The following is a 3377-nucleotide window of genomic DNA, read 5'->3' on the forward strand; positions in this document are numbered from 1 at the left end:
TCTCTTTATTTAATCCTTCTAATATTTTTTTTCCTAAAAGTACTGCATCATTGTAATCTTTTAAAGAAGCAAAAGTATAATGAGTATGAATATATCTTGTTGCCATTCCTATAACTATACAAGGTATTCCTTCTCCACTTGTATGATATCTCGCTCCATTTGTACTTCCTCCACTTCTAGCTATTAATTGATAAGGTATATTATTTTCTTTTGCTATATTTTTTACAAAATTTAACACTCTACTATTAGAAATCATACCTGAATCCACTACTCTAAGTTGTATTCCTTTTCCCATAGCACCTTTTGAACTAAATTCATCTTTAAATGTATCATCCGCTGGACTTCCTTCAAATATGATAATAAAATCTGGCTTTATTTTATTTCCTGCAACTTGAGCGCCTCTTAAACCTGACTCCTCTTGAGCAGTAACAATCCCCTTTACATTAACTTCTAATTCTTCATCTTTTACATCTTCTAATATTTCTAAAACTGCTCCGCATCCTAATCTATTATCAAAAGCTTTCCCTCTCATAACTTGTGTTTTTGAATCAAATTTAAATGTAACATCTGGAGTTATCGGATTTCCAACTTCAATTGAATATAGTTCAACTGTTTCTTTATATGAACTTGTCCCTATATCAATTGTCAATTCATTTAATTTAGGCAATCTATTCATCTCTTCTTGAGTCATAAAATGAGGAGGTTTTGAGGCGACCACTCCATCAATATACTCACCTTTTAAATTTTTTATTTTTACAGCATGAGCTGGAATATTAGCAACATGCCATCCCCCTAATGGTAAAAATGATATCGTTCCATTTCTATTGATTCCTTCTACTATAAATCCAACTTCGTCACTATGACAATCTAAAGCAACTACTGGTTTTTCTGAATGACTATTTTTTTTACTTAAATATAAATTATTAATTGAATCTCTATTTGACTCATAACTCGTATTATGACTCATAAACTCTATTACGTCATCTTCAAAACCTGGTGCACCATGTAAATTTGATAATTTTTCTAATAACTCTAAACCTTTCATTTTATTCCTCCTTAATTCATATACTCATATTTATAAAACTCAGGATAGCCTGCTGCTTTAACATTTTTCAATTTTTTGCTAATTCCAAATACTGCGTTATTATGATATAAAGGAATAATTGGATTTTCTTCTATTATTATTTGAGTAATCTCTTTATAATAATTTTTTCTAGTTTCAACATTTAATTCACTTCTAGCCATTTCAAGCAATCTATCAACTTTTTCATTAGAATAAAAAGTTCTATTTCCATCGCTTCCTCTTTGATCTGAATGAATATTTGGATAATATCCATAATCTCCATCATATGTTGAAGGACCCCATCCCATTATAAACATATCTACATTTCCTGCACCTGTTTCTGCTAAAAAAGTTCCCCATTCTATTAATTCTATTTTTAAATTTAACCCCACATTTTTCAATTGATCTTGAATAATTGTAGCCATTTGAACTCTTTCTGGGCTACTTACCACTATTCTCAACTTTTCTCCTTCTAACCCTTTTTCTTTAATTATTTCTCTTGCTTTTTCTGGATTAAAAGATAGTGCTTTTATGTTCTTATCATGTCCAAAAATAGGAGGTGCTAGCATTTGCTCTGCCTTCGTTACTTTCCCTAAAAATACAGTTTCAATTATTGCATCTTTATTAATTGCCATTGCAATAGCTTTTCTTATATCTTTATCCTTTAAAATCCCTTTATTTGTATTAAGACCTAAATATCCTGTTGTTGTTGACGCTTTTGTTTCTATTTGCATATTGTCACTTTTTTCTATATTTTCCCAAGCAATAGCTGGTACATCTAAAACCATATCTAATTCGCCTGTTTCAAGTCCAATAACCTTACTGTTTTCCTCTGGAACCCCTTTCATTACTATTGTTTTTATTTTAGCATCACCTTTAAAATATCCAGGAACAGCTTCTAAAACCATTCTATCTCCCATATCCCAACTCTTCATTTTATAAGCTCCAGTTCCAATTGGATTTTCTAAATATGCTTTTTCTCCAATCTTGTCATAAACTTCTTTATTTAAAATAGATGAACTTTTATGACTAAGATGATTCATCAGCGGAGCAAAAGCTTCACTTGTAATTACTTTAATTTCATGATCATTTATTATTTCTATATTTTCTATTAATTTATAAAGATGAGCCACTCTTGGATTACTTTTAGCTCTTTCTATTGTAAATTTTATATCTTCTGCTGTTAAGAAATCGCCATTATGAAATTTAACTTTTTCCTTTAATTGAATCACTAAGGTATTTACGCCCTCTCTTTTAAAGCTTTTCGCTATACTTAAAATAGGCTCCCCTGTATCCTCATTTATCTCAAATAATCTATCATATATTTGAGCTATAGCATTTTGTGAATATTGATCTGTTGAATTTTGTGGATCAAGTGTTTTTGGATCAGATAACTGAGCAAAAACTAGAGTATCCTTTACCTCCTTTTTTTCTTTTCCACATCCCGTTAATAAAGTCATCCCTGTAATTAATGTAAGTAGTCCTAATTTTATAAATTTTTTCATCATAAATAGACCCCCTTTTTTTTAAGTGTTACAAGTTTACAATTAAACTCTCTAAAAATCAAATTTAATTTTATATAATAAAAAAAAAGACCGTGTCTACTCGGTCTTTTCTTCTTTTTTCATCATAAATACTTTATCTAAAATAATCTAATTCATTTTATCTATTATAAATTTTACATTTTGTTGGCTTATAAAATTTGAATCTATTTCATCATTCTTTATATCCGAAAAGTTTCCATTAGTATATGTAATAATCTCTGATGTTTTGGAAATTGCTGGATTTTTTAGTTTCATTTTTATATTGTTGAAAATTGTTCCCTTTCCACCTTTTGCATATAAATTAACAAACATTACCAACGTAAAAATTACAATCATTGCAATCTTATTTTTCATTTCTTCCTCCACATTTATTTTATAATGTAAATATACTCCTTTTCATATAAAATGTCAATGTCATTATATAAATAATGAATATTAGAACTATCATTTTAATATATGATAACCATTTAACTTAACTTTTTGTACATTTTGTGTAGTCTAACTTATCGTTTTAATAAGTATTTTAAAAGAATATCTATATTTTCAAAAAAAATAGGATATTCTATAATAGGCTTTGATAAAAATAAAGAAATTGCTCCAACTTCTTTTGTTGCATCTATTTTTTCTTGTTCTCCACCTGTATTCCCACCTTTTTTACTTACTAAATATTTTATATTTAATTGCTTCATCATAGCTATATTTAGCTCTTTAGAAAAAGGTCCCTGCATAGCTATAGATCGGAAGAGCACACGTCTGAACTCCAGTCACGA

At 28.6% G+C, this 3377-nt stretch carries 3 protein-coding genes; all 3 read right to left on the bottom strand.

Annotated features, from left to right (window positions below):
* Positions 1-1045, bottom strand: a 1045-nt coding sequence (locus tag Q0V09_RS09430) for a M20/M25/M40 family metallo-hydrolase (RefSeq protein WP_297488874.1), incomplete at its 3' end; no start/stop codon positions are given.
* Positions 1046-1056: 11 nt separating this feature from the next.
* Complete coding sequence (locus Q0V09_RS09435; RefSeq protein WP_297488877.1) at positions 1057-2568, bottom strand: ABC transporter substrate-binding protein; 1512 nt, start codon at positions 2566-2568, stop codon at positions 1057-1059.
* Between the two features lie 147 nt (positions 2569-2715).
* The gene (locus tag Q0V09_RS09440) at positions 2716-2961 is read right to left on the bottom strand and encodes a hypothetical protein (protein WP_297406082.1); all 246 of its coding nucleotides are present in this window, start codon (positions 2959-2961) and stop codon (positions 2716-2718) included.
* Positions 2962-3377: the final 416 nt, after the last annotated feature.

Source organism: uncultured Cetobacterium sp., from assembly GCF_947039425.1.
Taxonomy (GTDB): domain Bacteria; phylum Fusobacteriota; class Fusobacteriia; order Fusobacteriales; family Fusobacteriaceae; genus Cetobacterium_A.